The 24,023-nt window shown below is 54.5% G+C and carries 18 protein-coding genes and 1 tRNA gene; 14 read left to right on the top strand and 5 right to left on the bottom strand.

What is annotated here, in order from left to right; all coding sequences use genetic code 11:
• Window positions 1–75 precede the first annotated feature (75 nt).
• The 9 genes from BR04_RS12595 to BR04_RS12555 all read left to right on the top strand — a co-directional run bounded on the left by BR04_RS12595 (window position 76) and on the right by BR04_RS12555 (window position 11,608).
• Complete coding sequence (locus tag BR04_RS12595) at window positions 76–1,182, top strand: microcin C ABC transporter permease YejB (protein WP_496356371.1); 1,107 nt, start codon at window positions 76–78, stop codon at window positions 1,180–1,182.
• 12 nt (window positions 1,183–1,194) lie between these two features.
• Complete coding sequence (locus BR04_RS12590; protein ID WP_496356370.1) at window positions 1,195–2,235, top strand: ABC transporter permease; 1,041 nt, start codon at window positions 1,195–1,197, stop codon at window positions 2,233–2,235.
• Window positions 2,232–3,827, top strand: a complete 1,596-nt coding sequence (locus BR04_RS12585) for an ABC transporter ATP-binding protein (protein WP_496356369.1) — start codon at window positions 2,232–2,234, stop codon at window positions 3,825–3,827. Before BR04_RS12590 ends, BR04_RS12585 begins: the two co-directional genes overlap by 4 nt.
• Before the next feature lie 191 nt (window positions 3,828–4,018).
• Window positions 4,019–4,642: a TetR/AcrR family transcriptional regulator gene (locus tag BR04_RS12580; protein WP_496356368.1), complete on the top strand. Its 624-nt coding sequence runs from the start codon at window positions 4,019–4,021 to the stop codon at window positions 4,640–4,642.
• A 114-nt stretch (window positions 4,643–4,756) separates the two neighbouring features.
• On the top strand, window positions 4,757–6,559 hold the full coding sequence (locus BR04_RS12575; RefSeq protein WP_496356367.1) for an acyl-CoA dehydrogenase: 1,803 nt from the start codon (window positions 4,757–4,759) through the stop codon (window positions 6,557–6,559).
• 365 nt (window positions 6,560–6,924) lie between these two features.
• Window positions 6,925–8,991 (top strand): (Fe-S)-binding protein, encoded by a 2,067-nt coding sequence (locus tag BR04_RS12570; RefSeq protein ID WP_496356366.1) that lies wholly within the window; start codon window positions 6,925–6,927, stop codon window positions 8,989–8,991.
• A gap of 111 nt (window positions 8,992–9,102) precedes the next feature.
• Window positions 9,103–9,891, top strand: coding sequence for an electron transfer flavoprotein subunit beta/FixA family protein (locus tag BR04_RS12565; protein WP_496356365.1), 789 nt, complete (start codon window positions 9,103–9,105; stop codon window positions 9,889–9,891).
• Entirely contained in the window at window positions 9,891–10,847 is a 957-nt protein-coding gene (locus BR04_RS12560) for an electron transfer flavoprotein subunit alpha/FixB family protein (RefSeq protein WP_496356364.1), read from the top strand. The genes BR04_RS12565 and BR04_RS12560 overlap by 1 nt, the downstream gene beginning before the upstream one ends.
• Before the next feature lie 107 nt (window positions 10,848–10,954).
• Window positions 10,955–11,608, top strand: coding sequence for a class II aldolase/adducin family protein (locus BR04_RS12555; protein ID WP_496356363.1), 654 nt, complete (start codon window positions 10,955–10,957; stop codon window positions 11,606–11,608).
• 6 nt (window positions 11,609–11,614) lie between these two features.
• Here BR04_RS12555 and BR04_RS12550 read toward each other — a convergent pair whose 3' ends face one another.
• The 3 genes from BR04_RS12550 to metE form a co-directional block, all read right to left on the bottom strand.
• A complete protein-coding gene (locus tag BR04_RS12550; RefSeq protein WP_496356362.1) occupies window positions 11,615–11,818 on the bottom strand; it encodes a hypothetical protein in 204 nt (67 codons plus the stop codon).
• Between the two features lie 170 nt (window positions 11,819–11,988).
• Window positions 11,989–13,647 (bottom strand): DEAD/DEAH box helicase, encoded by a 1,659-nt coding sequence (locus BR04_RS12545; RefSeq protein WP_496356361.1) that lies wholly within the window; start codon window positions 13,645–13,647, stop codon window positions 11,989–11,991.
• A gap of 268 nt (window positions 13,648–13,915) precedes the next feature.
• Complete coding sequence (metE, locus tag BR04_RS12540; protein ID WP_496356360.1) at window positions 13,916–16,204, bottom strand: 5-methyltetrahydropteroyltriglutamate--homocysteine S-methyltransferase; 2,289 nt, start codon at window positions 16,202–16,204, stop codon at window positions 13,916–13,918.
• Window positions 16,205–16,616: 412 nt separating this feature from the next.
• On the opposite strand from metE, the gene BR04_RS12535 reads away from it, so the two are divergent.
• The 4 genes from BR04_RS12535 to BR04_RS12520 all read left to right on the top strand — a co-directional run bounded on the left by BR04_RS12535 (window position 16,617) and on the right by BR04_RS12520 (window position 21,160).
• Window positions 16,617–17,972: an alanine/glycine:cation symporter family protein gene (locus BR04_RS12535; RefSeq protein ID WP_496356359.1), complete on the top strand. Its 1,356-nt coding sequence runs from the start codon at window positions 16,617–16,619 to the stop codon at window positions 17,970–17,972.
• 213 nt (window positions 17,973–18,185) lie between these two features.
• Window positions 18,186–18,830, top strand: a complete 645-nt coding sequence (locus BR04_RS12530; protein WP_496356358.1) for a TetR/AcrR family transcriptional regulator — start codon at window positions 18,186–18,188, stop codon at window positions 18,828–18,830.
• A gap of 150 nt (window positions 18,831–18,980) precedes the next feature.
• The gene (locus tag BR04_RS12525) at window positions 18,981–20,048 is read left to right on the top strand and encodes a patatin-like phospholipase family protein (protein ID WP_496356357.1); all 1,068 of its coding nucleotides are present in this window, start codon (window positions 18,981–18,983) and stop codon (window positions 20,046–20,048) included.
• A gap of 200 nt (window positions 20,049–20,248) precedes the next feature.
• Window positions 20,249–21,160: a 3-hydroxyacyl-CoA dehydrogenase gene (locus BR04_RS12520; RefSeq protein ID WP_496356356.1), complete on the top strand. Its 912-nt coding sequence runs from the start codon at window positions 20,249–20,251 to the stop codon at window positions 21,158–21,160.
• 309 nt (window positions 21,161–21,469) lie between these two features.
• Here BR04_RS12520 and BR04_RS12515 read toward each other — a convergent pair whose 3' ends face one another.
• Together BR04_RS12515 and tadA are read right to left on the bottom strand one after the other, a co-directional pair.
• Window positions 21,470–22,756, bottom strand: a complete 1,287-nt coding sequence (locus tag BR04_RS12515) for an adenylosuccinate synthase (protein WP_496356355.1) — start codon at window positions 22,754–22,756, stop codon at window positions 21,470–21,472.
• A gap of 168 nt (window positions 22,757–22,924) precedes the next feature.
• A complete protein-coding gene (gene tadA, locus BR04_RS12510; RefSeq protein WP_496356354.1) occupies window positions 22,925–23,425 on the bottom strand; it encodes a tRNA adenosine(34) deaminase TadA in 501 nt (166 codons plus the stop codon).
• Window positions 23,426–23,497: 72 nt separating this feature from the next.
• On the opposite strand from tadA, the gene BR04_RS12505 reads away from it, so the two are divergent.
• A tRNA-Arg gene (locus tag BR04_RS12505) sits at window positions 23,498–23,574 on the top strand.
• Window positions 23,575–24,023 lie beyond the last annotated feature (449 nt).

The following is a 24,023-nucleotide window of genomic DNA, read 5'->3' as shown; positions in this document are numbered from 1 at the left end:
TTGTTCCGTCACATCGGAGACTTTTTCTTTCTCCGGCTTTTTTATTCCTTTTGATCCTGATGCACGGGGAGAACCATGACCGCCTACATCCTGCGCAGACTGCTGCTCATTGTGCCCACCCTGCTTGGCATTCTCACCATCAACTTTTTCATCATTCAGGCGGCTCCCGGCGGACCGGTGGAGCAGATGCTGCATCAGCTGGAAGGGAAGGGGCCGGGCCTCACGGCCCGGGTTTCCGGCGTGGGCGGCTCCGAGGTGGCGGCCAGCACCTCGCTTGCCTCGGACAAAAGCAGCGAATCCCGGTACCGGGGCACTCAGGGCCTGGATCCGGAACTGGTTTCCCGCATTGAAAAGATGTACGGCTTTGATCAGCCCCTGCATGTGCGCTATTTCCAGATGCTCCGGGATTTTCTCGTTTTTGATTTCGGGGAAAGTTTTTTCCGCAGCACCCCGGTTCTGAAGCTTATCGGGGAAAAACTGCCCGTTTCCATTTCCTTAGGACTCTGGAGCACCCTCATCATCTATCTGGTGTCCATTCCCTTAGGCGTGGCCAAGGCCTTACGTCACGGTTCCCGCTTTGACCTCTGGACCTCGGCGCTGGTGGTTTTTGGCAATGCGGTGCCCGTCTTTCTTTTCGCGGTGCTGCTCGTGGTGCTCTTTGCGGGCGGGGCCTGGCTGCAGATCTTTCCCCTGCGGGGGCTGACCTCTCCTGATTTTGCGGATCTTTCCATGATGGGAAAGATACTGGACTATGCCTGGCATCTGGTTCTGCCGGTGACAGCCCTGGTCATCGGCGGTTTTGCCACCCTCACCCTTCTCACCAAAAACGCCTTTCTCGACGAGATTCACAAGCAGTATGTGGTCACGGCACGGGCCAAGGGCCTTTCCGAAGGCCGGGTACTTTTCGGCCATGTGTTCCGCAATGCCATGCTCATTGTGATTGCGGGCTTTCCTGCGGCCTTTGTGTCCATGTTCTTCACGGGCTCCCTTCTGGTGGAGGTGATCTTCTCCCTGGACGGTCTCGGTCTTCTGGGCTTTGAGGCCACCATGGGCCGGGATTACCCCGTCATGTTCGGCACCCTGTACATTTTCACCCTGCTGGGACTGGTGTTAAACCTTGTGAGTGACCTCACCTATTCTCTGGTGGATCCGAGAATCGATTTTGAAAGCCGTGGCGCATAAGGAGGCGCATATATGGGAAAACCTTTGCTGGGCCATGTGGGGGAGCGCCGCTGGCGGCGTTTCCGGGAAAATGGCAGGGCCTGGATCTCGCTCTGGATCTTTGCTTTTCTCTTCCTTTTCACCCTGGCTGCGGAGTGGGTGGCCAATGACCGGCCCCTTTATGTGCGGTATCAGGGCGCGTCCTTTTTTCCCGTTCTGGAGGCCTATCCGGAAACCTGCTTTGGCGGCACCCTCGGGACAGAGGCGGTGTACCGGGATCCCCATGTGCAGGCCCTCATCCGGAAAGAGGGCTTCATGATCTGGCCGCCCATTCCCTTTTCCCATGACACCATCCATTTTGGCCTGAAGGAGGCCTTTCCTGCTCCACCTTCTCCGGGCAACTGGCTGGGCACCGATGATCTGGGCCGGGATGTGCTGGCAAGGCTGGTGTACGGTTTCCGTATTTCCGTTCTTTTCGGGCTCTGCCTTGCGGGCTTAGGTTCTGCCATGGGCATTCTTGCCGGGGCCTTGCAGGGGTATTTTGGCGGATGGGTGGATCTTTTCGGGCAGCGCTTCATTGAAATCTGGTCCGGCCTGCCCGTTCTCTACCTTCTTATTCTCCTGTCCAGCGTCATTGCTCCGGATTTCTGGTGGCTCCTTGCCATCATGCTTCTCTTTGGCTGGATGAGCCTTGTAGGGGTTGTGCGGGCGGAGTTCCTCCGGGGCAGAAACCTTGAATACGTGCGTGCGGCACGGGCCTTGGGTATGGGCCATGGCCGCATCATGCTGCGCCATATTCTGCCCAACGCCATGGTGGCGGTTTTAACCTTTCTTCCCTTTCAGGTGAGTGCGGCCATCGGCTCTCTCACGGCGCTCGACTTTCTTGGCTTTGGCCTGCCCCCCGGCTCCCCCTCCCTGGGCGAGCTTCTGGCCCAGGGCAAGGCCAATCTTCATGCGCCCTGGCTGGGGATTTCCGCCTTCTGCGTGCTGGCCCTGCTTTTAAGCCTCCTCGTTTTTATCGGAGAAGGGGTGCGGGACGCCTTTGACCCCAGAATGGAGGGCCGGAAAGCATGAAGACGCCTCTGCTCTCCATTGAAAACCTCGGCATTCGTTTTCATCCCGGTGGCGGGGAGATTCTTACGGCCGTAAGGGATGTGTCCCTGGAGCTGGCTCCGGGCGAGACCCTTGGCCTTGTGGGCGCTTCGGGTTCGGGAAAATCCCTCACCGCCCACGCCATTCTGAGGCTTCTGCCTTCTGGGCCGGGATGCGGGGTCTCGGGCAGGATTTTTTTCAAAGGAGAGGATCTTCTTTCCTTAAAGACTTCCGCCATGCGTTCCATCCGGGGAAAGCGCATTTCCATGATCTTTCAGGAACCCATGACGGCGCTGAATCCCCTGCACCGGATCGGGCGGCAGATCGGAGAAGGCATCCGTGTTCATGAGGGTGTTGTTTCCGCATCGAGGCTGCAAAAGCGGGTGCTGGAGCTTCTGGAAGCGGTGGGGATTCCTGAACCGGAACGTCGGATGGAAGCCTATCCCCATGAGCTTTCCGGAGGCCAGCGTCAGCGGGTGATGATCGCCATGGCCATTGCCAACAGGCCGGATCTGCTTATTGCCGACGAGCCCACCACGGCGCTGGATGTCACGGTGCAGGCCCAGATTCTGGCCCTTCTGTCAAAGCTTCAGCGGGAGATGGGCATGGCCATGCTGCTCATTACCCATGATCTCGGGGTGGTGCGCCATGGGACGGATCGCACGGCGGTGATGGATGCGGGCCGCATTGTGGAGGTGGAGGATACGGTAAAACTGCTTGAAGGGGGGGGCAGGGAGGTCTTCACCCGGAGGCTTCTTCAGGCGGAAAACATGGCGCCTCCGGAAAATGTTGCGGCAGAAGGGCGGCCCCTGCTGGAGGTGCGGAACCTTAAGGTGACCTTTCCCATCAGGACAGGACTTTTCAGAAGGAAAAAGGAATTTAAGGCCCTTTCCGACGCGAGCTTCATGCTGGGCCGGGGGGAAACCTTAGGGGTTGTGGGCGAGTCCGGCTCCGGAAAAACGAGCCTTGGCCTTGCCGTGCTCAGGCTTCTGGCATCGAAGGGGGAGATCCTTCTTGATGGTGTTTCTATTCATGAGAGAAGGGACGGGGCGCTGAAACCCTTCCGGCGGCGGATGCAGGTGGTGTTTCAGGATCCCTTTGCAAGCCTGAGTCCCCGAATGACTGTGGCGGACATCGTGGCCGAAGGCCTTCTGGTGCATGGTCTGGGGGATGGACCTTCCCGTGAGGCCCGTGTGGTGCGGGCTCTGGAGGAGGTGGGGCTGGATCCAGGCGTACGCTTCCGCTATCCCCATGAATTTTCCGGAGGGCAGCGCCAGCGTATCGCCATTGCCAGGGCTCTGGTGCTCGACCCGGAACTCCTGATTCTGGATGAGCCCACCTCCTCCCTTGACCGGACGGTGCAGTTCCAGGTGCTGGGGCTTCTCAGGGATCTTCAGGAAAAAAAAGGGCTTTCCTACCTTTTTATTTCCCATGACCTCAAGGTGATCCGGGCCATCAGCCACAGGATTCTGGTGATGAAGGACGGGCATATTGTGGAGGCTGGGAGAGCTGCTGAGATTCTGGACAGGCCGCAGCAGGACTATACCAGAAGGCTTCTGGCTGCGGCTCTGTAGCGGGTGATAAATCGTATCGCAAACAGTGTTTTTTCTTCGGGGCGTATGGTCATAAAAGGCTTGACAGTCTTCCCTCACGGCTGGTAAATGAGACTATCCTCATTTTGAACAGGCCGGATAATTTGGTCTGATATATCCCGTATGACGCGGAAAACGAAGGATGTTCCAACAGAATACAGCCGTATTTTTGAGTGAGGGAGGTCTTTATTTCGCGGATCGATAGGCAGGATAAGTACCAGCGGATTTTAAGGGCCGGGATTGTGGTCTTTGCCAGGCGCGGGGTTTTTCGGGCTACCATATCGGAAATTGCCAGGGAAGCCGGTGTGGCCGATGGCACCATCTACCTTTATTTTAAGAATAAAGATGATATTCTTGCCCGTTTTTTTGAAGAAAGAACCGAAGATATTTTCTCCCGTTTCCGTACGGCTATCGATGGTGCGGACAATGCCCGTGAGAAGCTGGAGCGGTTTATTATCTGCCATCTGGAAGCCTTTCAGGAGGATCGGGAAATGGCCGTGGTTTTCCAGGCGGAAACCCGGAAAATCCACTCCATGGCAGAGCAGGTCAATCAGATTTCCGCACGCTATAGAGAGCTGATCGCGGAGATCATGGAAGAAGGGCAGGCTCAGGGACTGATCCGGAAAGATCTCTATATGGCACTGGTCAAGCGCTTCATCCTGGGGGCTGTGGATGAGGTGATCAGTACCTGGGTAATGGCGGAGGGGAAATACGATCTGGTCAGCATGGCTGAACCTCTGGTCGATCTTTTCCTCAGGGGAATTGGCGTTTTTCCGGAAGAATCCGGCGGACAGTAGCCCCTGTCCGGCTTGAAATATCTGTTCTGTAACATACGACACCCTTATATTGCAGGGTGTTTAGACGGTTTGATGTACTGAATACACACCACACAACCAGCAAGGAGACCCAAGATGGCACAAGTAATTTCTGAAAGACGGGACGTGGATTTTGTTCTGCATGAGCAGCTTGAAGTGGGAAAATTTTCCGAGCAGGAAAGATTTGCGGATTTCAATAAAAAAACCGTGGATATGATTGTCAATGAGGCCAGAAATCTTGCCATCAAGGAACTGCTTCCTACCTGGAAAGACGGGGATACCATCGGCTGTACCTTTGAAAACGGCAAGGTACGCATCCCCGAATCCTTTGTGCGGGCCTACGACCTTTTGAAAAAAGGGGAGTGGACGGCCATGAGCGAAGCCCCTGAATGGGGTGGGCAGGGCATGCCCAAGACCGTGGCACTGGCTGCCAGCGAATTTTTTAATGGTGCCAACTATCCCTTCATGATGTATCCCGGCCTCACCCATGGTGCGGGTAAACTTGTGGAAACCTTTGGTACGGACAAGCAGAAGCAGCTTTTCCTGAAAAAGATCTACACCGGTGAGTGGTGCGGTACCATGCTTCTTACGGAAGCCTGTGCCGGTTCCGATGTTGGTGCCCTGGAAACGGTGGCCTATCCCCAGGCAGACGGTACCTATAAGATCGTGGGCAACAAAATCTTCATCTCTGGTGGTGAGCAGGAGCAGCTTTCCGACAACATCATCCATCCCGTTCTGGCCCGCATTGAAGGTGCCCCCGCAGGTACCCGGGGCATCTCCCTTTTCCTGGTTCCCAAATTCCGCGTGAACGATGACGGCAGCCTCGGTGCCTTCAATGACGTGGTCTGCACGGGGATTGAGCACAAGATGGGCATCCATGGCAACTGCACCTGTTCTCTGGCCTTAGGCGGCAAGAACGACTGCATCGGTGAGCTTATCGGCGAACCCAACAAGGGCATGGCCCATATGTTCCTCATGATGAACGAGGCCCGTCAGCTGGTGGGGATGCAGGGCTTTGCCTGCGGTTCCGCAGCTTACATGTATGCCCTGAACTACGCGAAGGAGCGTGTACAGGGAGCTTCCCTTACCAATCCCAAGGGTGGTGGTGTCCCCATCATTCAGCATCCCGATGTTCGCCGTCAGCTCATGATGATGAAGAGCTATACCGAAGCCATGCGTTCCATCCTGTACTATCTGGCCTATTGTGATGATATGGCCCATCTGGCAACAGATGCCGAGGAAAAGGAACTGTACGAAGGCCTGGTGGAAGTGCTGACCCCCATCGGAAAGGGCTATGTGACCGACCGCAGCTTCGAGGTGGTTTCCCAGGGCATGCAGGTTTATGGCGGATACGGTTTCATTGAAGAGTATCCCCTGGCCCAGCTTCTCCGGGATGTGCGCATCACCCTGATCTATGAGGGTACCAACGGCATCCAGGCCATGGATCTTCTTGGCCGTAAGCTCGGCATGAAAAAGGGCAAGATCTTCATGTCCCTTCTGCAGAAAATCGGTGCCACCGTAGCCCTGGCCAAGGGTGTGGAGGCTCTGGCTCCCCTGGCGGCCCAGACCGAATCCACCCTGAACAAGCTTGGGGAAGTGGCCATGTTCATGGGTAAGAGCGCCATGAGTGAAAAGGTTCTGACGGCCTTCAGCCAGGCCCACCCCTTCCTGGATGTGGTGGGGGATCTTACCGCAGCCTGGATGCTCCTGTGGCGGGCCAGCATTGCCCAGTCCAAGCTGGGTCAGAAAAAGAAGGAAGATGCGTTCTATAAAGGCGTGATCAAGTCCGCAGAATTTTTCATCTACAACCAGCTGCCCGTGACTGAAGGGAAGATGAATGCCATCCTTCGCGGTGCCGATGCCGCTGTGGCCATTGAGGAAGAATCCTTCCTCTCCTGATACATAGGGGATATGAGAATGCTTCCGGCAGTCTCCCGATGGAGGCTGCCGGGAATCTGCCGGGGTTTCCCGGCATTTTTTTTGATATCGTTACGGCGCAGTCGGGTCAGAAGGCTGAGTGCTTTTTCATTCCCCTGAATGGTGGGAGTGCCGGAGCCGGAATAAAGACCGGGACTTAGCAAAACCCTGCGGCAGGTAGAGATTCTTTTCAGGATTTTTTACTTGACGGAACCGCTTTTTCTTTATTAAGAGTGTTCCGATCCGTCTATCCAGCAACACAGCGGTGCAGGAAAATCCGCTTGTAATTTTTGGTTGTTAACCCTTTTAACCAACTTTTCAGATTCTGTCAGGGAAGGAATGTTTCCATGGAACCATTGATCGCGCCCGCGCAGTACACGTTTATGGGCATCCCTACGGTATTGCTTTCCATTATAATACCGATAGTGGGCATCGCTCTTTTCACCTACATCATGGCCAAGCGGATTGCCCCGCTGACCCGGGCCCGCAAGGATGAGCGTTTTGACGCCATTCCCCAGCGGATCTGGAATGTGGCCCTGATCTGGCTGGGCCAGATCCGCCAGCCCCGTTACATGATGGGCGGTGTGCTGCATATTCTGATTTTTTTCGGTTTCCTGACCCTGGCCCTGCGCTCCATGAGCCTTGTGGTCATTGGGGTTGTCCCTGATTTTGCGCTGCCAGGATTCGGTGCGGATCAGATTATCGGCATGATCTATAATGTGGCCAAAGATTATGCTGCCACAGTGGTCTTTATTGCCTGTTTTGTAGCCGCGATCCGCCGGGGTATCTTCCGGCCCGAGCGTTATGAGGTTCCTGCCCGTTTCGGTAAGGATCATACCGCAGAAGCTGTATTTGTTCTCTGTGTCATCATGACCCTCATGGTGTCCGAGGCGCTTTTTGAGGCGACCTTCATTGCGGCCCAGATCCAGACCGGTGCCCATGCCCATTTCCTGGCACCCGGTACCCTGCCCTGGCTGCTGAAGAACAACCTGCTGGCAACGCCTCTTGACAAGCTGCAGACCCTCCATGTGGCTTCTTACTTTATCCATGATTTCACTTTCTTTTTCTTCCTGTGCTTCCTCCCCCTTGGCAAGCACTTCCACGTTATCACCTCCCTCTTCAACGTCTTTTTCATGCGGGTGCGCAGAGGTAATATCAAGCCCATTGAGTATGGCCTGTCCGCAGAGGAAATGGAAAATCTCAAGTCCATTGGTGTAAAGAAGCTGGAAGACTTCACCTGGAAGCACATTCTGGATTTCTACACCTGTGCGGACTGCGGTCGCTGCTCCGATCAGTGCCCTGCCAATACGGTAGGCCGTGCCCTGTCCCCCCGTTTCATCTCCATTAAAGGTCGTGAGGCTGTCTTCAACACTTATCCCCTTTCCGGCCCCATCCTGAAGAGTGACAAGCTGGTCGGGCATGTCTATGAAGAGGATGAAATCTGGAGCTGCACCACCTGTGGTGCCTGTGAGCAGGAATGTCCCATCGGCATTGAATACATTGACAAGATCGTGGATCTGCGCAGGGGTCTTGTGGATGATGGCGAAGTACCCCAGACCCTCCAGAAGCCCATGCAGGCCCTTTCCAAGCGTGGCAATGCCTGGGGCAAGATGGAGAAAAAACGGGCCGACTGGACCAAGGACATTGCCGAAGAATGTCCTGTCAAGGTTCTGGACGGTGATGAAAAGGCGAATACGCTTTATTTTGTGGATTCCATCAGTTCCTTTGATGACCGCATGGTGAACATTGCCAAGAGTACGGCCAAACTGCTGAAGGCCGCTGGTGAAGACTTTGGCATCCTTGGGAAGAACGAGAAGGATTCCGGTAACGAGGTCATCCGTTTTGGTGAGGAGTTCCTGTACCAGGAGCTGAAGGGGCACAACATTGACATGATCAAGGAGTCTGGTGCCAAGCGTGTTGTCACCGCCGACCCCCATGCCTTCAATGCCCTGAAGAACGATTACAAACTGCCCATACCTGTGGAGCATATCAGCTCCGTTGTTACCCGTGCCGTCAAGGCGGGTAAGATCAAGCTGAAGCCTGTGGAAGACGCTACCCGCGTATTCACCTACCATGATCCCTGCTATCTGGGACGTCATAATGGTGTCTACGAAGATCCCCGTGCGGCTCTGAATGCCATCCCCGGCATCCGCACCGTGGAAATGCTCAAGAGTGGTGACCGCTCTTTCTGCTGCTCCGGTGGTGGTCTGATGCTCTTCTATGAGCCCCATGAAGAAGAGCGTATGGCCGTTCTTCGCGTGAAGATGGCTGCCAAGGCCGGTGCCAATGTAATCGTTACCGCTTGTCCCTTCTGCCTTGTGAACATGGAAGATGCCATCAAGGTTGCCGGTTATGAAGGCAAGATCGAAGCACTGGATCTGGTAGAGCTGCTTGAAAAGCATATGGTAAAGTAAAAACCCCCGTCTGGTTCCGGGAGTCCGGAACCGGATACGGCCAGAGGATCCGGGGTTCCCAAAGAGCTTCGGATTCCCATGGCCAAACCTTATTTTAACTGGGAGGAATTCATGGAAATCTTGGTATGCGTCAAGAGAGTTCCCGATACTGCGGAGAACGAAATTGTACTCAACAGTGCAGGGAATGACATCGAGCGTGATGATCTGGTTTATTCCGTCAACGAGTGGGACAACTACGCTGTTGAGGAAGCCATTCAGATTGTAGACAAAGTAGGTGGTTCGGTAACGGTTGTGACCGTAGGGGATGAAGATTCCGACGAGGTTCTTCGCCGTGAAATGGCTATGGGTGCCCAGAAAGGCATTCTGCTGAATGACGAAGCCTTTGAAAATTCCGACGCCAAAGGCATTGCCACCCTGCTTGCTGCTGCTGTAAAAAAAGGCAAGTATGACCTCATCCTCACCGGTGCCCAGGCGGATGCCGGTCAGGGTGCTGTGGGCGGTATGCTGGCAGCCATGCTGGATCTGCCCTATGCATCCCTTGTAAATATGGTGGAAGTGGGCAGTGGCAAACTGACCATTGGTCGTGAAATCGAAGGTGGCAACCAGGAGATCAATGAAATTGAGCTTCCCTGTGTGCTTTCCATCCAGACCGGTATCAATGAACCCCGCTATGTGGGAATCAAGGGTATCCGTCAGGTTTCCGGTATCGAGATTCCTGAGTTTGATGCAGATGGTCTGGGCGTGGATGCCGCTACTGTGGGCGAAGCCGGTGCCAAAACCAAGCGTGTGGACTACTTTGTTCCTGAGACCGGTGAAGGTGCTGAAATGCTGACCGGCAGCACCGAAGAGATTATTGCAAAACTTATTGACATCATGAAGGCGAATGGAGGGCTGAAGTAATGGCGACGGTATACGCATTCGTATCTCACAAGAACGGTGTTCTTGATGATTCTGCAGCGGAGCTGGCTGCTGCGGCCAAAAAATTCACTTCCGCACCCGTAACCGCCATTGTGACCGGTTCCGGTGTGGACGCTGCTGCTGCCAAGGCTGCTGAACTCTTCCCCACCGTATGGAAGATCGACGCTGCTGAACTGGCTTATCCCAATGCAGAAGTGGTACGCAAGGCCCTTCTCAATAACCTTGACGCTGCTGCTGTTGTTCTTATGGCCAACAACACCTTCGGCATGGACATGGGACCTGGTCTGGCCGTTAAAATCGGTGGCGCTTATGTTTCCGACGTTGTGGCCATTGAAGGTGCAGACGGTGATACCCTGAAGGTGGTTCGTCAGGAATTCGGTGGTGTGGTTTCCACCCATGTGACCGTGGACATGTCCGCAGGCGCTGTTGTCACCATTCGTCCCGGTGCCATTGCTGCTGAAGAAGGTGCTGCCGCAGGCGGTGCCGTTGAAGCCAAGGCTGCCGGTGATATTGCTGCCAAGCGCAAATTTGTTGAAGTACGTGAACCTGAAGCCGGTGATGTGGATATCACCAAGGCCGAAGTTCTCGTATCCGTGGGCCGTGGTATCGAAGATCAGGACAATATTGAAATTGCCCATGAGCTTGCCAAGGCCATCGGCTCCCATGCGGAAGTTTCCTGCTCCCGTCCCATCGTGGATGCCAAGTGGATGGATGCTTCCCGTCAGGTGGGTACTTCCGGTAAGTCCGTCAAGCCCAAGGTTTACCTTGCCATGGGAATTTCCGGTTCCTTCCAGCACATGGGTGGCATCAAGGGTGGTCTTGTGGTCGCTGTGAACAAGAACCCCAATGCCCCTATCTTCCAGGTAGCCAATGTGGGTATCGAAGCCGATATTCTGGAATTTATTCCCGCATTTACGGAAGCCCTTGAAGAGCTGTAAGATTTTTGAAGTCTGAAGAGTGAACATGCCGGAGCCTCCTTTTATCGGGGGTTCCGGTTTTTTTGGGGGAGTGTTATGAATCCCGTTTCTGCAAAATGGAGGGTGGGATGGAAGAAGATCTTCAATTGATGCTGCACTATGGCAGGAAAATGCAGGCATCGGGCCTGACAACAGGTTCCGGCGGCAATCTCAGCCTGAGGGGAAAGGAGGGGATTTGGATTACGCCTTCTGCCATGGACTATGGGGATATGGGGCCAGAGGATCTTGTTCTTGTGGATTTAGCAGGAGAGCGGCTTTCGGGAAAACGCAGGCCTTCCAGTGAACTGGGGTTTCATCTGGCTCTCTACGCAGCCAGACCGGATATCGAGGCCGTGGTGCATACCCATTCCCCATGGGCCACCACCCTGGCCTGTCTGGGCTGGTCTCTGCCTGCGGTACATTATCTGGTGGGATATGCAGGCAGAACAGAAATTCCCCTTGCTCCTTATGCCACCTTTGGCACGGCGGAGCTGGCAGGCCATGTGGCAAAGGGGATGGGGGATGGGCATGCCCTGCTCCTGGCCAATCATGGGCTGGTCAGTGTGGGGGCAAGCCTTGGGGATGCTTTTGCGGTGGCCGAGGAAATTGAGTTTGTGGCGGGTGTGTATCTTCGGGCCAGGGCGGTTGGTGATCCGGTGATTCTCGGTGAAGACGCCATGGCGGAAGTGCTGGCAAAATTCAAGGACTACCGCAGTCTCGGAAAGGAGAGCGGAGCGTCCTGAACCTTTTTATTCTTCAGGGCAGGGCGTATCGGCATCCAGAGGAAAGAGAAAGTCCGAGAGTTTTTCGCAGAGACTTTCCGGCCAGTTTTTTTTGTAGAGGAAAATTTCCGTTTCTTCCGGTGTAAGACTGTTGCGAACGCTGGGGGGAAGGCTGTTCAGGGCTTCCTTGCGCAGGGTCAGCTCAGAGGGTTTGGATTTTGGTTTGGACATGCTACCTCCTTGCGGTCGAAGGCTTATAGGTGAAAGGGCCACCGCATGGACTGCTGCGGTGGCCCGACATATTTTTAAGGTTCAGCATCCCAGACTGCCAGTGGCAGCAGTTTGTTACACCGCAGGTCTTGGTTTACCGAGACCTGCGGACAAGGGGAGGGCTGAGAAGATCAGGCGCTGTGTTTTCCTGCCCGGCTGGGCTTGCGGGGTGCCAGGGCCTTAATGGAGACGCTGCGCCCTCCAAAGGCAATGTCCCGAACCGTATTTTTCAGGATGGTGGCTGTATCCGGATCCACATCCACAAAGGAAAATTCCCGGCGCATATCAATTTTACGGATGCGTGTAGCCTGAATCCCTGCGGTTTTGGCGATGAAGCGGCCCATGGAAGCAGGAGTGAGGCCATCCAGGGTACCGGCATTGACAAAGCAGCGACAGAGAGTATTTCTCCCTGCGGGAGAGCTGGCCCCTTTCTGGAAAGGCCGTGCCGGTGTCATGGGGGCATCCAGTTTTTCCTGATCCAGAATGCTGTTGCTGCTGGCAAGGGAGGGCGCATGCACGGCAAGAAGGGCGCGGATAAGATCTTCCCGTGAGCAGGATGCCATGTGTTTTTCGGCTTCCGCAAGGATGCTCTGATCCATGTCCGCAGGAAGATTTTCCATGATGTTGGCGGCAATATGAGCCAGCTGGCGTTCCCGGATTTCAGGGATGCCAGGCAGGGGAGTGGGGAGAAAGGCCAGTCCTGTTCTTCTGGCAATCCCTGCCATGCGTCCCCTCTCTTCAGGAGAGATCAGGGCCACGGCTATGCCGCTGTGCCCGGCCCGTGCCGTACGGCCGGATCTGTGGGTATAGGTTTCTGAAACCTCGGGCAGGCGGTAGTGAATCACAAGAGGAAGCCCGGGAAGGTCAATCCCTCTGGCAGCCACGTTGGTGGCCACAAGCAGCAGAAAACGGCCCTGGCGGAATCGGTTGACGGTAGTTTCTCTCTGGGCCTGGGACAGATCGCCGTGCAGGGCTTCCGCAGGGAAACCTGCGGCGGTGAGACGTTCCGTCAGTTCCTGGGATTCCTTGCGGGTACGGCAGAAAATCAGGGAACGTGCGCCAGGATTGGCCTGAAGTACACGGATCAGGGCTGGAAAGCGGTGCCGTTCCCGCATACAGTGACAGATATGCTCCAGACGTTCGGGGGCTTCGGGGCAGTCTTCCGGCCTGACCACCGCAGGATTTTTCAGAAGAGAAAAAACTTCTCCCTTGATGGTATCCGGCAGGGTGGCGGAAACCATCCATGTGGTATGGGTCTGGGGCAGAAACCCTCGTATTTTCTGAATATCTTCCAGGAAACCAGGTGTCAGAAGCTCATCCCCCTCGTCCAGAACCAGGCGCTGGATCGTGGAAATATTGGCATCTCCCCGGGAAATAAGGTCGATGAGGCGTCCGGGAGTGGCCACCAGAATGGCGGGTTTTTTGGAAAGAGCACGGGCCTGAAGGGCAATACTGGAACCGCCATAGGCGATACAGACCTGGAAACCGGGCATCCGGGATGTAAAGGCGGTCAGGGCATCCCCCACCTGGATACAGAGTTCCCGTGTGGGCACAATGACCAGGGCCTGGAGGCAGCCATTTTTTCCATCTTTTTGGATATGATGGATGAGGGGAAGACCGTAGGCAGCGGTTTTTCCTGTTCCTGTGGCGGCCAGCAGCAGGGCATCCTGATCGGCTTTGGCCAGCAGCAGGGGAATGGCGGCATTCTGAATGGGGCTTGGTGTGGTGAAGTTCTGGCTGTCAAGGGCTTCGAGTACGGCGGGGTGCAGATCAAATTGAGAAAAAGTCATGAAGATTCCTGAAGGGAAGGTCATAAAAAAAGTGCGTGGCAAACACGCATCCGGTCTGGAGAAATCCGGAACCGGCAGGTGAAGGGGATGACCCGCACCACACACGTGGTTATGGGAGGGGTGCCATCCCCGACCTTCAGGAAAAATTCTTTTCGTGTTTTTCAGTAAGGCCCATCCATCAAAACGGCATCGGGATATATAGAGTATGCTGACGGATCTGGCAAGTAAAAAATAACGATGTGCCGTTGAAGAGGGAAGATCCTGAGGGTCATCCCATTTCCTCCCGGAGGATACGGGTGGCTTCCATCATGGCAGCCAGTGCCTTCTCTGCTTCCTCAGGGGATCGGGTTTTAAGTCCGCAGTCCGGATTGACCCAGAGCTTATGCTTTGGAATGCAGGTCAGGAGTATTTTCAGGGTCTTCAGAATTTCTTCCGCTTCAGGAATATTGGGGGAATGAATGTCATAGACACCAGGCCCCATATCCCGGGGATAGGGTTTTTCCCGTATCTGCCTGGCCAGGGAAAGGGCGCTGCGGGAGGCCTCTATGGTGAGGACATCCGCATCCAGGGCTTCAATGGCTTCGAGGATATCCCCAAATTCACTGTAGCACATGTGGGTGTGAATCTGGGTTTCCGGCCGTACGCCGTCGTGGGCCAGGTGAAAGGCCTGAACTGCCCGGTTCAGGTAGTCCTGCCAGTGTTCTTTTCTCAGGGGCAGCTTTTCCCGTAAGGCAGCTTCATCGATCTGGATGACGGTGCAGCCTGCGGTTTCGAGATCCAGTACTTCCTCCCGTATGGCCAGGGCGGTCTGTATGAGGCATTCTCTCATGTCGATATCTTCCCGTACAAAAGACCAGTTCAGGAGGGTGACGGGGCCGGTGAGCATCCCCTTCACGGGCCTCGAGGTCAGGGACTGGGCATACGTCCAGAGTTCTGTGGTCATTGCCCTCGGGCGGCAGACATCTCCCATGAGGATGGGGGGCTTGACGCAGCGGGTGCCATAGGACTGTACCCATCCCTGGCGCGTGAAACGGAATCCTTCCAGCTGTTCTCCGAAATATTCCACCATATCGTTGCGTTCAAATTCCCCATGCGCCAGCACATCCAGCCCGAGCGACTCCTGCAGGGTGATGGTTTCCCGGATTTTTTCCTGGATAAAGGCGGTGTAGCTGTGGCTGTCCAGTCTGCCTTCCCGGAAGGCTTTGCGTGTGTTCCGGATTTGGGGGGTCTGGGGAAAGGAACCGATGGTGGTTGTGGGAAAGTCCGGCAGTTGGAGACTTCTTTGCTGGCAGGTCTTGCGAACGGAGGCTTCGGGATGGCGTTTGACTGTTAACTCTTTAAATAGTTTGGTTTTTTTTCGGATTTCGGGCCGCAGGCGACCCCGGATACCTTCTCCGGTGAGAAATCTTTCCCGGTTTCGGAGGAAGAGGGGATGGGTTTCCGCTTTTTCCTGATTAAAGAGGAGAGCAAGCTCTGTCAGCTCTTCCATTTTTTCCATGGCAAAGGCCAGCATCCCCCTTTCTTCCGGTGGCAGGTGGCTTTCCCTATCCAGGGAATAGGGAACGTGGAGCAGGGATGAGGATGGGGAAAGGCAGAGACGTGATGCTGGAACGCTTTTTTCGATGCGTCGCAGCAGCTTCAGGGTAGAGGCATAGTTGTTACGCCAGATATTTCGTCCGCTCACAATGCCTGCCACAAGGAGGGGTTCTTCGGGAAATCCCTGGCTTTCAAGAATATCAAGGTTGGCGGCACCGTCTACAAAGTCAAGACCTATGGCCTGGACGGGCAGGCTGCACAGCAGGGGGTAGGCATCACGGATGTCTCCAAAAAAGGTCTGAATCTGTATCCTGAGTGAAGGTGTTTTACGGGTCAGCTCCTGGTAGAGGCTTTGAAAGCATTCCTGCTCCCCCTTTGTCATGTCCATGGCGAGGCAGGGTTCATCCAGCTGGATCCAGTCTGCCCCTGCTGCTGCCAGGGCATCCATCAGGGTGCGGTAGGCTGGGATAAGTGCTGTTGCCGCGTTTTCAATGCTGAGGTCTCCCGTGAAATCCGAAAGCTGGAGGAGGGTATAGGGACCAGGAAGCATGGGCCGGGTTTTAATGCCCAGCGCCAGGGCTTCCCGGAATTCGGTGATGGGTTTGTGGCCCATAAGACCGATGGAACCGGATCCATCCACTTCCGGTCTCATATAATGATAGTTGGTGGTAAACCATTTTTTCATGGCCAGGGCCTTGGCTGCGTATCCTTCTTTCTGATACCCCCTGGCCATGGCAAAGGTCTGGATAAGGGGATCCTGGGGAAGTCCCCGAAAACGTTTCGGAATCAGTCCGAAGAGGAGGGCTGTGTCCAGAAGGGTATCGCAGAAGGAAAAATCGTTGGATACCAGGGTCTGAATGCCTGTGGTCTGCTGGCTTTCCCAGTGCAGGGTACGCAGGCGAAGTCCTTCTGTCTGAAGGATGTCGGGGGGGACTTTTCCTTGAAAATAGGCTTCTGTGGCTTTTTTGAGTTCGCGGTTCCGGCCAATACGAGGGTAGCCGATGAGGGTGGTGGCGAGCATGTTTTCTCCTTAAATAAATGTGTTTAAATTTTTATATCTAGATATCTTTATATATTTAAATTGTCAAGCTTTGGGGAGGCCAATGGAGAGGTGTTTTTTCGGAATCTGTGGTGGGGTAGTTATTTTTGTATAGTAAAATCAGGTATTCGCAGGAATGTTGTGATAAAAAAAACTTGCATACGAAAAAAAACTGCCCTATAGCCCACTCATCGTATGGATGAGAATGCAGAGAATGCTACATGCCGACAAGCAGGGCATGTCTTAAATGGTCATGACACGGAAGAGGCTCCATACCATTCCGGCGTGCCTGTATTCAGGAGCATTTCAGCCTGCTGGGGCTTGCCAGGGGGGATTCAGCTGGGCGCATTTTCAAATTAAAATCCCATAACACAGTCGTGGAGGATCTTTAGAAATGGATACGGGAATACTGACTAATCTGGAACAATGGGTGAATACGGCGGGAGGCTATGTATGGGGAGCACCCCTCCTGGTGCTTCTTGTGGGAACCGGGGTCTGGCTGACCTGGGCATTGCGGGGGATTCAGGTTTCGGCCCTGGCGCATTCATTGTACCTGGCTCTGGTGAAACGCAAGGAGGACGGTGATGAAGAAGGGGATATATCCCACTTCCAGGCCTTGATGACGGCGCTTTCCGCCACTGTGGGAACGGGTAACATTGCCGGAGTGGCCACAGCCATTGCCATTGGCGGGCCAGGCGCCCTTTTCTGGATGTGGGTCACGGGGATTCTCGGTATGGCCACAAAATACGCAGAGGCCGTTCTGGCTGTGGCCTACCGGGAAAAGGATGAAAAGGGGGAGATGCTCGGCGGTCCCATGTACTATATTGCCAAAGGTGTGGGCTGGAAATGGATGGCCGTGCTTTTTGCGTTTTTTGCCAGTGTGGCGGCTTTTGGTATCGGCAACATGGTACAGTCCAACTCTGTGGCCGATGCGGTACAGTCCACCTTCGGTGTTCCGGTCTGGGCAACGGGTCTCATTCTGATGGTGCTGGTGGGTACGGTAGTTTTGGGGGGGATTCGAACCATTGGTAAGGTGACCAGTATCCTGGTACCTGTCATGATCGTTTTTTATATCCTGGCTTCCCTTGCCGTGCTGCTGCTTTTTGTCAGGGAAATCCCCGCCGCCTTTGGCCTCATTTTTACCCATGCCTTTTCTCCCACAGCCGCCACAGGAGGATTTGCCGGATCCGTTCTCATGCTGACCATTCGCATGGGGGTGGCACGGGGGGTCTTTTCCAATGAATCCGGCCTCGGTAGTGCTCCCATTGCTGCCGCCGCCGCCCAGACGGCCCATCCTGTGACCCAGGCTCTGGTCTCCATGACCCAGACCTTTATTGATACTCTGGTGGTCTGCACCATGACTGGCCTGGTATTGATTCTGACAGGAGCCTGGTCTTCCGGAGCCACCGGTGCCAGCCTTACCACAGTGGCCTTTGAACAGGCCCTTCCCGGTATGGGTTCCTATGTTGTCACCATCGGTCTTATTCTCTTTGCCTATTCCACCATGCTGGGCTGGTGCTATTACGGAGAAAAATCCATAGAATACCTTTTGGGAATCAAGGCTGTTCTGCCCTACCGTATTTTGTACGTGGTGTTTGTGGCTGTTGGTGCCATGCTTAAACTGGAACTGGTCTGGGGGCTTGCCGATGTCTTCAATGGTCTGATGGCTTTCCCCAACCTGATTGCCCTTCTCATTCTGACACCTGTGGTGGTACGGTATACTCAGGAGTACTTCCGGGATATCCGCTGAACGGTTCTGCGAGTTCCGGCCAGAAAGTTTTGCAGACATGGATCAAGGATGGATCCGTATCCGGTTTTTCTGGAATCCGGATGCGGATCCGGATACAAAGGGAAACACCCCTCATGCAGGGTGTTTCCTTTTATCGTCAGAGCCATATTTTTTTTCTTGCGGAGCGGAGGAATTTTTATTAAACATTCATTCAATTAAAAGGAGGTGGCAGACTTGCGTAAACGACAGAATGCCCAGGAACGAAAACCGGCAATTCTGGATGCCTTTTATGAGGCCATCCGGGAGGAAGGCATTGAAAAGGCCTCCCTTGCCCAGGTGGCAGTGCGGGCGGGTATTCATCCCAGCCTGGTGATTCATTATTTTGGCACCAAAGAGCAGATGCTTATGGATTTGGTGGATCGGGTGCTGGAGGTCTACAGGAGGCTCATCGGCAGTCTTCCCAGAGAGGGGGCGGCGGGTTCACGCCTTCTGTGTATTCTCTCTACCATCTGGGGACCTGCCTGGTATGAGGCTGTGGATCTTTCGGTGGTCTATTCCTTTCTGGCCATTGGTCAGCGCAACGAAGGGGTGGCCGCGCAGGTACACCACCTGTACCAGCGTTACCGGCGGTTTCTGGAGCGGGAGGTGGCTGCGGCTGCGGCGTCCGGTGTGCTCCATACTCCGGACATCCCAGCTGCCGTGTCCGCGCTTTTGTCCTTGAGTGAAGGCTCCCATTATTTCCGCCATCATTTTGATGATGGGGAGGAAGCACACAGGCGGGCCATGATCCGGGCAGCACTGGCCATCCTGGGAGCCACTCCGGAAACCTTTGCCCTGTACGAAGGAGGGGTTGCCAGTGCTGGAACGGAGATCCCTTAAACAGCCCCTGTCCTTTAAGTTTTCTTCTCTTCAGGACACTGTCCATGGCCTGCCCGTGTGTTTTTTTTATGAGGGCGGATCCATCCGGTTCCGCCTTGCCATTCCGGTTTTCATAGTGGAATTTCAAAACGAGATGCTCTGGAGGCGGGTATGAAACAACCCCTTCTTTTTTTGGCAGGCCCCAGGGCCTATGCACGTATTCGGGAACAGGGTCTTCGGCCTGAAGATGTACGGCTGGTGCTGGGGGCTTCGGGTGCGGCCAAATGGCTGGGAATCCATGGTCTGGATGCGGCGGTGTTTGGTACCTTTCTGGCACGACGGTCTTCTCCCCTTGTCCTGTTCGGCACCAGCATCGGAGCCTGGAAACTGGCCGCTGCGGCACGACGGGATGCCCAGGCCGCCTTTGATTTTCTGGCGGATGCCTACATCCACCAGTTTTACAGCAAGCCCGTACGCCGCAGAGATGTGGACAGGGAGGCCTTGCGTATCGTGGATGCCTTCCTTTCCGGAACGGCTGCGGAGGAAATTCTCTCCCACCCCCTTTTCCGTCTGCACCTTTCCGTGATTCGTTGTCAGGGAGGATTGGCCTCGGAAAATCCCCTGGCCCTGGCCTGGGGGCTTGGTATGGCCTATGCCGTGAATCTGCGGGGACGTGATCCTTATATCCGGCGTTTTGAGAGGGTTGTTTTTCATGATGCCAGAGAACGTTCCCTGGTGGAAAAGGCCGGATTTGGTTCAGAATCCGTGGCCTTTACCCCGGAGAATCTGCGTACGGCCCTTCTGGCGACAGGTTCCATCCCCTTTCTCATGAGCGGTATTTCCGCAATACCGGGAGCGGGTTCCGGTATTTACCGGGATGGCGGACTTGTGGATTACCATCCCCTCCCACCGGAAAATCTGGATCAGGGAGTGGTTCTGTATCCCCACTTTTATCCTGAGGTGACGCCCGGATGGTTTGACAAGAAAAAACCGAAGCGCAGGGCATCGGCCATGGATCTGGCGGATGTGCTCCTTCTGGCCCCTTCTCCGGAATTTGTGGCCAGCCTGCCCTATGGCCGGATCCCTGACCGCAAGGACTTCAAGCTTTTTGAAGGAGACGATGCCGGAAGGCTGCGTTTCTGGAAACGGGCCGTGGCGGAAAGCCGTCGTCTGGGAGACGCTTTTCTCGAGGCTGTGGAGGGAGATGGCATCCGGGATCTTCTGGTTCCCCTGTCCTGAAAACTGGGGTGTCAGGGCTGGAAAAAGGCAGAGGACATGGGCCAGCGGTTTTTATCTCTTGCAGAAGAGCTGTCTTTGGGCCGATGTGGCAGTGAATGCACGGGGTTTTAAAAAAGAAGGGGGGCAGCAGTTTTGGCCCTCTTACCTTTTGATTATACAGCAAAATTTATCAGAGGAGCACCCACATCACAGGAGGCATTATGCAGGAGATTCGCAGGGTACTTGTTCTTGGGAGCGGCACCATGGGTCGGAAGATCGCACTGCTGACGGCGGTTGCGGGCTTTGAAACCCGGATTTATGACATTTCAGAGGCCATTCTGGAGGATGCCCGAAAAGGCATGGAGCGCATCGTTCGCAGGGCCGTTTCCAGAGGCGTGATCACGGCTCCGGAGGAGGCTTTGGTTCTGGATCGCATCACCTATTTTACGGATATGGCGGAGGCTGCAAAGGATGTTGATTTTGTCAGTGAGTCCATTCCCGAAGATCCGGCCCTGAAGGGCCGGGTTTTTGGTACGCTGAATGGTCTTTGTCCGGAATATGCCATTTTCACCACCAATACCTCCTCTCTTATGCCCTCCATGTTTGCCGAAGCCACGGGCAGGCCGGATCGTTTTGCCGCTTTGCATTTCCACAATCCTGAGGTGGATCGTATTGTGGATATCATGCCCCATCCGGGAACCTCAGAGGAAACGCTTGCCGCTATTCAGGGGTTCGTACGTGCCATCCGTATGATTCCCATTGAGATGAAAAAGGAAAATCCCGGCTATGTGTTCAACTCCATGTTCATGTCCCTTCTCGGTTCCGCCCTCACTCTTGCGGCGCGGGATGTGGCCAGCCCTGAGGATGTGGATCGCTCCTGGATGGGGGTCATGATGATGCCCATTGGTCCCTTTGGCATGATGGATCAGGTGGGGCTGGAAACCGTATGGAAGATCACGGATTACTGGGCCAATGTGACAAAGGCACCCCAGGCCCAGGCCAATGCGGCCTATCTGCGCCGTTTTGTGGATGCGGGGAATCTGGGTGTTAAGACGGGAAAAGGCTTTTATGGCTATCCGACACCTGCCTGGAACCAGCCGGATTTTCTTGAGGGGGCCTCGAAGAAGGTCTGATTGTAGAGTAGCGTGAGGATGTGAAAAAAACGGGGGTTTTCCTGTTAAAGGAAGCCCCTGATTTTTTTTCACCCTGCCTGTTCCTTTTATATAAGGACAGAGGGAGACCTGGGTGCTGTCGGTACAAGGGGGATGGCAGTGTCCCGAAGTCCTGCATCGGATGTGGGTGGGGGGCGTCTCCGCATCATGAGTGTACAGGGGGGCAAGAGGGGAGGTGGGACAGGGCGTTTTGCCTGTGTCCCACCTTTTGGGTTGTGGTTGTGAAAACGAAAAGAGCTGGATCGGATGTCAGGGAAAAAGCCCCGGTTGTCAGAAAAGGGGGCGTCGCAGGATGGTGGCTTCACGCCCCGGGCCTACGGAGACCATGCTGATGGGAACCCCGCTTAAGGTTTCAATGCGTTCCAGGTATTTTCTTGCAGTTTCCGGAAGCTCCTCGTAGCGCAGAATACCGGAGATATCTTCCTGCCAGCCGGGGAGGGTTTCATAGACGGGTATGCAGCGATCCAGGGCCTTGAGTGCGGCGGGAACATAGGGAATGGTGTCACCGTCCAGGGAATAGCCGATACAGATTTTCAATTCTGGCAGGCCTCCCAGAACGTCCAGTTTGGTGATAACCAGACCGGTAAGACCATTCAGGCGTACGGCATTGTTCAGGATTACCATGTCCAGCCATCCGCAGCGCCGTCTTCTGCCCGTGGTCGCACCGAATTCAGCTCCTTTTTCCTGAATAAAATCTCCGGTTTCATCAAGGAGTTCTGTGGGGAAAGGGCCAGCTCCCACACGGGTGGTATAGGCTTTGACAATTCCCAGAACATCGGTGATACGGCCCGGCCCGATTCCGGATCCGGCACAGGCATTGCCGGAGACTGTATTGGAGGAGGTGACAAAGGGGTAGGTACCGTGATCGATGTCCAGGTGGGTTCCCTGGGCTCCCTCAAAGAGAACGGAACGTCCCTGGGACATGGTCGTTTCGATTTCCAGGGAGGCATTGGAAATGTAAGGGGCGAGGCGCTGGGCATACCCTGTATATTCAGTGTGCACGGCATCGTAGAGGATGCCTTCCGTTTGGAAAAAAGAGGTGAGCATGTGGTTTTTTTCCAGAATGTTCATCGCAAGGCGTTCTGCAAAGACTTCCGGATCCATCAGTTCCACAAAGCGGATGCCCCGGCGGGAGGCCTTGTCTTCGTAGCAGGGGCCGATCCCCCGGCCTGTGGTACCAATTTTCTTTTTACCGTCACTGGATTCCCGGGCATGGTCAAGGGCTTTGTGATAGGGAAAAATAACATGGGCCTTTTCACTGATCCGCAGATTGTGGGGGCCGATATCCACTCCCTTGCCTGCAAGATAGTCAATTTCTTCCAGCAGCACGGCGGGATCTACCACAACGCCATTGCCGATATAGCAGGTCTTTCCCTGCAGGATGCCGGAGGGTACCAGATGGCTGACAAACTTTTCTCCGGCCACGACCATGGTATGTCCGGCATTGTTGCCGCCCTGAAAACGTACCACGCTGTCTGCATGTTCGGAGAGAAGGTCTACAATTTTACCCTTGCCTTCGTCTCCCCACTGGGTTCCCACGATCACGATATTGCCCACGTCTGACTCCTTGTTTTTCTGAATGAAGTCCAGAAAAAAACCGGAACGCCGGTGAAGCGGCTCCGGTCGAAGAGGGTTTGTATACGGTTTGGCTGGACGCTTTGGAACCCTGTCCTGAAGAGCAGGCCTTTCAGGTCACAGTCCTGTTCCGTATAACCTTGTATGGTTTCAATGGCTCAGCAGGGTTACGTCTGCTGTTTTTTTGGCTTCCTTTGTCAGTTTCCGTTTTTCACGAAAAAAAGTCTGTATTTTTTCCCGGCAGGGGGTTTCGAGAACGCCTGCCTGTACTGCGATGCTGTGATTTAAACGCCGATCAGAAGACAGGTCATACAGGGAACCCGCCCCGCCCCATTTCATGTCCCTCACCCCATATACCAGACGGGCGATGCGTGCATGAATCATGGCTCCCATGCACATGATACAGGGTTCCATGGTCACATATAAGGTTGTACCCGGCAGTCTGTAATTGTTCATAAGCTCCGCTGCCTTCCGGAGGGCAAGAATTTCAGCGTGGGCCGTGGGATCGCAGTTGCTGATGGTTCGATTCCAGGCCGTGGCCAGAACCACACCGGATTTTTGAACAATCACTGCACCTATCGGAACTTCATCCATTTGTCCAGCCTTTTCCGCAGCATCCAGAGCGAGCCGCATGTAGTCTTCATCTTCCATAAAAAGCTTGTATACGGAGATTTTTCATTTGACAAGTTGGAATGCTTACTCTATATACCCTTTCAGTTTTGAGCGCCCGTAGCTCAGCTGGATAGAGTACCGGACTACGAATCCGTAGGTCGCACGTTCGAATCGTGCCGGGCGCGCCATAAAATCAAGGGTTTACAGCAAAAAGCTGTAAGCCTTTTTTGTTGTCTGAAATTTGGAACACCAAAAGAACACCAAAAAAAATAGCCTGGGTATTTGGTGTTCCAGACCATGAATACGGTAGTGGTACTGCCTGGATGATTTGGCTACGGTGAAGCGTCATAGTCACCTATCCCGGTTCAGGGTAACGGTGCTTAAGGATGAATGCAGAAAAATAGGTGGAAAAAAGGTACAGGCTCTTTTGTCAGAACCTGCACCATCAGGTTTTAGTCCACCATAATGGCTAACCCTTCAATTTCGGTTATGGCTGGGAGTTTTTCTGGCTCCTTGCGCGTAGCCGCCCGGTAGATGCTCCATAACCCAACTTTGTCATTTTTTTTGAAAAACACCCGCCTGGCAAGGGTTTAGCACAAATCATGGTCACTACTTATTTTATATGAGTGATTTTTCT

Source organism: Desulfobotulus sapovorans DSM 2055, from assembly GCF_059569355.1.
The sequence above is the reverse complement of the archived record's forward strand: the minus strand, read 5'-3'. Positions and strand labels throughout refer to the sequence as shown.